Below are 6,433 nucleotides of genomic sequence, written 5' to 3'. Positions count from 1 at the left end.
TCTTCCCCTACACGCCGCTCTCCCTACCTCCTCGCCCCACCTGCGGTACGCGGCCACCCCGGACGCGCCCCACGCGCCCACAGACCCCGAGGGGGGGCCGGACCAGGTCCGGCGCCCCCTCGCTCGTTCCCTCCCCCCTCCGCACGGGGACGCGCGGAGGGGGGAGGGAGCGGCCGGATCAGCGCTCCGAGGCGGCCCGGTCGGCGTCCTGCGCCTTCAGCGCCCGCTCCACGCCGGCCCGCGCCTCGACGACCTGGCGCCGCAGCGCCGGCGCCGGCTCGGCCGAGGCCAGCCACGCGTCGGTGGCGTCCAGCGTGGCCTGCTCGACCAGCAGCGCCGGGTACAGCCCGACGATGATCTGCTGCGAGATCTCGTGGCTGCGGCTCTCCCAGACACCCTTCACCGCGGCGAAGTACTTCTCCGCGTACGGCGCGAGCAGGGCGCGCTGGTCGGCCTGCTGGAAGCCGCCGATCACCGCCGCCTGCACGTAGTTGGTCAGCTCGTCCGACTCCACCACGGACGCCCAGGCCGCGGCCTTGGCCTCGATGGTCGGGCGGGCGGCGCGGCAGCTGGCCGCGTGCTCCTGGCCGGCCGCGGTGTTGTCGCGCTCCAGCTCCGCCGAGATCTCGGCCTCGTCGGCCCGGCCGGTCGCGGCGAGCCGGCCCAGCAGGGTCCAGCGCAGCTCGGTGTCCACGGCCAGGCCGGGGATCTGCGCGGTGCCGTCCAGCAGACCGGCGAGCAGGTCGAGCTGACCCTCGGTACGGGCGACGCCGGCCAGCGCACGGGCCCAGGCCAGCTGGTGGTCGCTGCCCGGCTCGGCGGCGCGCAGCGCCTCCTCGGCGGCCTCGGCCCAGCGGGCCAGGCCCGCCTCGCGCCAGGCCGGGTCGGCGTAGGCGTCCAGCGCCAGCTTGACCTGGCGGTGCACCGACTGGACGACGCCGATGTCGCTCTCGCGCGGCAGGCCGGAGAGGGCGAGCGTCAGGTAGTCGCGGGCGGCCAGCTCGCCGTCGCGGGTCATGTCCCAGGCGGAGGCCCAGCACAGCGCGCGCGGCAGTGCGTCGGTGAAGCCGCCGAGGTGCTCGGTGACCACGGCCAGCGAGTCCTCGTCCAGCCGGACCTTGGCGTAGGACAGGTCGTCGTCGTTCAGCAGGACCACGGCCGGGCGGTGCCGGCCGACCAGCTGCGGCACCTCGGTGCGCGGGCCGTCGACGTCCAGCTCGATCCGGTCGGTGCGCACCAGCGCGCCGTCGGCCAGCTCGTAGAGGCCGATGGCGATCCGGTGCGGGCGCAGCACGGCCTCGCCCTTGGCTCCGGCCGGGAGTGCCGGGGCCTCCTGGAGCACGGCGAAGGACTCGATCTCGCCGTCGGTGTTCAGGGTCAGCGCGGGCCGCAGCACGTTGATGCCGGCGGTCTCCAGCCAGGCGGCGGACCAGGCCTTGAGGTCGCGCCCGCTGGCCTCCTCCAGCGCGCCGAGCAGGTCGCCGAGCCGGGTGTTGCCCCAGGCGTGCCGCTTGAAGTAGGCGCGCACGCCCTCGAAGAAGGCGTCCTGGCCGACGTAGGCCACCAGCTGCTTGAGCACCGAGGCGCCCTTGGCGTAGGTGATGCCGTCGAAGTTGACCTGGACGTCCTCCAGGTCGTTGATCTCCGCCATGATCGGGTGGGTGGACGGCAGCTGGTCCTGCCGGTACGCCCAGGTCTTCATCTGGTTGGCGAAGGTGGTCCAGGAGTTGGGCCAGCGCGAGGCGGGCGACTCGGCCTGGCAGACCGCCTCGGCGTAGGTCGCGAACGACTCGTTCAGCCAGAGGTCGTTCCACCACTCCATGGTGACGAGGTTGCCGAACCACATGTGGGCCAGCTCGTGCAGGATCGTCGCGGCGCGGGCCTCGTACGCGGCGTCGGTCACCTTGGACCGGAACACGTACTGGTCGCGCAGGGTGACGGCGCCCGCGTTCTCCATCGCGCCGGCGTTGAACTCCGGCACGAACAGCTGGTCGTACTTGGGGAACGGGTAGGGGAAGTCGAACTTCTCCTGGAAGTAGTCGAAGCCCTGCTTGGTGACCTCGAAGATCGCCTCGGCGTCCAGGAACTCGCGCAGCGAGGGCCGGCAGTAGATGCCCAGCGGCACCTTCTGCTCGCCGTTCTCGTAGGCGTCGAAGACCCCGACGTAGGGGCCCGCGATGAGCGCGGTGATGTAGGAGGAGATCCGGCCGGTCGGGGCGAAGCGCCAGACCTGCGCGTCCCCCTCGCCCTCCGGCTCGGGGGTGGGCGAGTTGGAGATCACGCTCCAGCCGGCGGGCGCGGTCACCGTGAAGGTGAACGCGGCCTTCAGGTCGGGCTGCTCGAAGTTGGCGAAGACCCGGCGGGCGTCCGGCACCTCGAACTGGGTGTACAGGTAGGTCTCGCCGTCGACCGGGTCGACGAACCGGTGCAGGCCCTCGCCGGTGTTGGTGTAGGCGCAGTTCGCGACGACGCGCAGCTCGTTCTCGGCGGCGAGGCCCGGCAGCGCGATCCGGCTGTCGGCGAAGCCGGCGGTGTCGAGGCGCTCGCCGTTGAGGACGATCTCCTCGACGCTCGGGGCGACCAGGTCGATGAAAGTGGCCGCGCCCGGGGTGGTGGCGGTGAACCGGACCACGGTGGTGGACCGGAACGTGCCCCCCTCTCGGGCCGAGCTCAGGTCGAGCTCGATGTCGTACGCGTCCACGTGCAGGAGGTCGGCCCGGGTGCGGGCCTCCTCGCGGGTCAGGTTGGTGCCGGGCACTCGCAGGACTCCTTCGTCAGGCTGATGTCTGGCATCCTGCCATGCCCGTCCGCCCGGTCCGCCGGAATATGCCCGGATACGGGACGGGTGGGGCGGCGGGGGCTCGTCGGCCCCGCCGCCCCACCCGCGGCCCCGTTACTTCTTGACGTACTTGAACACGGGGGAGTCGAAGCTGCCGCGGGAGAACCCGTACAGCGACCCGTCCGAGTTCAGGACGAACTCGTTGGTGCTCATGCCGATGGTGAAGGTCGAATTGACGGTGACGTTGCCGAGCTCGCTCACCGCGCCGTCGGCGGCGGCCAGCGTCACCAGCTTGGCGTCGTTGCCGTAGCCCATGTCCAGGATGGCCCGGACCCGGCCCTCCTTGTCGGTGCCGGAGACCAGCCGGATCCCGTCCTTGGCCTTGCCGTCGGTGGACCAGAGCCGCTTGCCGCTGTTCAGGTCGTAGGCGTTGACCGCCGGCTTGGTCGGGTTGGTCTGCACGTACAGCGTGCTGCCGCTGACCACGCTCTGGGTGAAGGCGTCGGCCAGGCCGCTGAGCCGCAGGCTGTCGTAGCCGGGCTCCTTGACGGGCATCTGGGTGCCCGGCTTGTTGGTCTTGTCGAACGGCAGCACGTAGTCGCCGTTCGAGCCGTTGGCCATCGACAGCACCAGCGGCTGGTCGGAGAGGACCTTGTCGACCCGCTCGATGCTGCCGGTCAGGGTGATCGGGGCGGGCGAGGCGACCTTGCCGGTCTCCGTCTCCAGGATCACCAGCTGCGACTTGACGGTGGTGTTGACGCCGTAGCAGCTGTCGGTGACCACGATCTGCGCGCCGGCGGCGGTGCCGTAGACGCTGCAGTTCTTCTCGCGCGGCTGGAACGCCCAGACCGCGGAGCCGTCGGAGACGTTCACCGCGGCGGCCGTGTTGGCGCCGATGCCGATGACCTTGTCGGTGATGCTCAGGGTGGGGGCGACCATCTTGTTCTGCCCGACCCTGGCGCTCCACGACAGCTTGCCCGTGGTGAGGTCGACGGCGGCGATGGTGGAGCAGTCGCTGTCACCGGTGTTCAGCGCGACCGCGGCGACGTGCTTGGAGTTGGCGCTGTACGAGGCGCTGCAGAACTCCTTGGCGCCGGACGGCACCGGGATGCTCCAGGCCTCCTTGCCGTCGGCGGTGTTGACGGCGCGGATGCCGGTGGTGTCGGCGCGCACGGCGATCTTGTCGGCGCCCCAGATGGCGAGCAGCCGGGTGGAGCCGCTGACCGAGCTGGCCGGCTTGTCGGCCGCCCAGCCCAGGTTGTAGGCGCCGGCCTTGCCGCCGCCCCCGCCGCCGGTGGTGCCGCCGGTGGCGGTCGTCGGCGGTGCGCTGATGCTGTTGCTGACGTCCGGCGTGGTTCCGCCGCCACCGGTGACCTGGCCGCCGGTGGTGCCGCCGGAGGCGGCCGGCGGGTCGTCCTTCTTCTTGTTGTCGTCGGTGAGCAGCACGACCAGCGCGGCGACGATGGCGATCGCCAGCACGCCGCCGATGATGCCGCCCCAGAGCATCACGGGGTTGCGCTGCTTCGGCGGGGCCGGCACCGGGGCGCCCGGGTAGCCGTAGCCGCCCTGCTGCGGGTAGCCGTACCCGGCCGCGCCGCCGTCGGCGGGCGGCGGGGCGGCGTAGCCGTACGGCTGCTGGCCCGCGGCCGGGGCGCCGAACTGCGGCTGGCCGGGTGCCGGGTCGTACGGGCCGACCGGTGCCGGTCCCTGGGCGGCTCCCTGCGCGGGGAAGGCGGGGGCGGTGGGCGCGTACGCGTAGCCGCCCGCCGCCGCGGCCGGCGGAGCGGGCGGAGCCGCCGGCGGGGCGGGCGGAGCGGCCGGGGCCGCCGGCGCGGCCTGGCCGGGGACCGCCGCCCCGTCGAGCTGTGTCTGCTGGTCCGCCACGGCCGCCGGGTCGACGCCGCCCGGCTTGCGTCCGAACGAGACGCCCCGGTTGTCCGGTCCGCCGCCGGGAGCTTCGCCAGCCCCCGGTATGGGGTGATCCCCTGCCATCTGATGCCCCGTCTTGTCTGGAAGCGTCCCGTGACCGGCGCACGTCCGTGTCCGGCGGGACGGGTGAGATTGGGCACCATCGTACGGGGGGCCGGTTTTCGGACCGGCGGCGGAACCCGCGACCCCGTCCGCCCCCGTGCCGACCTGGGGCGATGTCAACCCTCCGGCACCCCCGCCGACCTGGCCCGGGCCCGCCCTCCGCCCCCGCCGGCCGCTGTCGTGCCCCGGGCGTGCTCACCGGCCCTCCGCCGTCCCTCCGCCGTGCCTTCACCAAGAGACAGGCCCTAGGCTTCAGGACTTGAAGGGGACGCCCGGTGGAGGGGTCCCGCGCCCTTGGGAGGGTGGATCATGTCGACGGACACTCCGGGTTCGCAGTCCTCGCTGCACCGGGCCAACCTGGAGCGGGTGCTCCGCGCGGTGCGGATGGCCGGCTCGCTGACCCAGGCCGAGATCGCCCGCGGGACCGGCCTCTCGGCGGCCACCGTGTCCAACATCGTCCGGGAACTGAAGGAGAGCGGCACCGTCGTGGTCGCCGACACCTCCGCCGGCGGCCGGCGTGCCCGCAGCGTCTCGCTCAGCGGGGACGCGGGCATCGTGGTGGGGATCGATTTCGGCCACACCCATCTGAGGGTCGCCGTCGGCAATCTCGCCCACCGGGTGCTCGCCGAGGAGAGCGCCCCGATGGACGTCGACGTGTCCGCCGCGCAGGGCTTCGACCGTGCCGAAGCCCTGGTCGAGCGGCTGCTCGCGGAGGCCGGCTTCCGCGCCGACAAGGTGATCGGCGTGGGCCTGGGCGTCCCCGGCCCGATCGACGTGGAGACCGGCGCGCTGGGCTCCACCGCGATCCTGCCGGGCTGGACCGGCATCGCCCCCGGCCGCGAGCTGGCCGAGCGGCTCGGCCTGCCGGTGCACGTCGACAACGACGCCAACCTCGGCGCGCTCGGCGAGCTGGTCTGGGGCGCCGGCCGGGGCCTGAACGATCTCGCCTACATCAAGGTGGCCAGCGGCGTCGGCGCCGGCCTGGTGGTCAACGGGCACATCTACCGGGGGCCGGGCGGCACCGCCGGAGAGATCGGCCACATCACCCTGGACGAGGCCGGCCCGGTCTGCCGCTGCGGCAACCGGGGCTGCCTGGAGACCTTCGTCGGCTCCCGCTACCTCCTGAACCTGCTCACCCCCACCCTCGGCACCGGGCTCACCCTGCCCCGGGTGGTGGAGCTGGCCCACGAGGGCGACCTCGGCTGCCGCCGGGTGATCGCCGACGCCGGCCGGCAGATCGGCACCGGCGTGGCCACCCTGTGCAATCTGCTCAACCCGCGCCGGGTGATCCTCGGCGGCGACCTCGCCGAGGCCGGTGAGCTGGTGCTCGCGCCGATCCGCGACTCGGTGGCCCGCTACGCGATCCCCAGCGCCGCCCGCCAGCTGTCGGTGGTCCCGGGCACCCTGGGCGGCCGCGCCGAGGTCCTGGGCGCGCTCGCGCTGGTGATGAGCGAGGCCGGCGACTCCAGCGCGCTCGCGATCGCCCGCCCCTGACCGCCGTGGGCCGGTCCCGGGGCCCCGCCGTCCGGCCCGGCCGCGGCGCACCGACACGCCGGGTGCGCCCGTCCACTCGAAGGAGTGACCGCCGAGGTGACTGGCGCGTACCGGCCGTCGGTACCGGAC

General features: G+C 73.5%; 3 protein-coding genes. 1 reads left to right on the top strand and 2 read right to left on the bottom strand.

The window, feature by feature from the left end:
- Positions 1-178 precede the first annotated feature (178 nt).
- A complete protein-coding gene (gene pepN / locus ABZW10_RS23905; protein ID WP_355369214.1) occupies positions 179-2,758 on the bottom strand; it encodes an aminopeptidase N in 2,580 nt (859 codons plus the stop codon).
- A 135-nt stretch (positions 2,759-2,893) separates the two neighbouring features.
- The gene (locus tag ABZW10_RS23900; RefSeq protein ID WP_355369212.1) at positions 2,894-4,663 is read right to left on the bottom strand and encodes a PQQ-binding-like beta-propeller repeat protein; all 1,770 of its coding nucleotides are present in this window, start codon (positions 4,661-4,663) and stop codon (positions 2,894-2,896) included.
- Positions 4,664-5,119: 456 nt separating this feature from the next.
- Here ABZW10_RS23900 and ABZW10_RS23895 point away from each other — a divergent pair, with 456 nt between their 5' ends.
- Positions 5,120-6,304: an ROK family transcriptional regulator gene (locus ABZW10_RS23895; protein ID WP_355369210.1), complete on the top strand. Its 1,185-nt coding sequence runs from the start codon at positions 5,120-5,122 to the stop codon at positions 6,302-6,304.
- Positions 6,305-6,433: the final 129 nt, after the last annotated feature.

The sequence above is a fragment of the Kitasatospora sp. NPDC004723 genome (assembly GCF_040609255.1).
Taxonomy (GTDB): Bacteria; Actinomycetota; Actinomycetes; order Streptomycetales; family Streptomycetaceae; genus Kitasatospora.
Note: the sequence above shows the minus strand (reverse complement) of the source record. Positions and strands in the feature narration are given on the sequence as shown.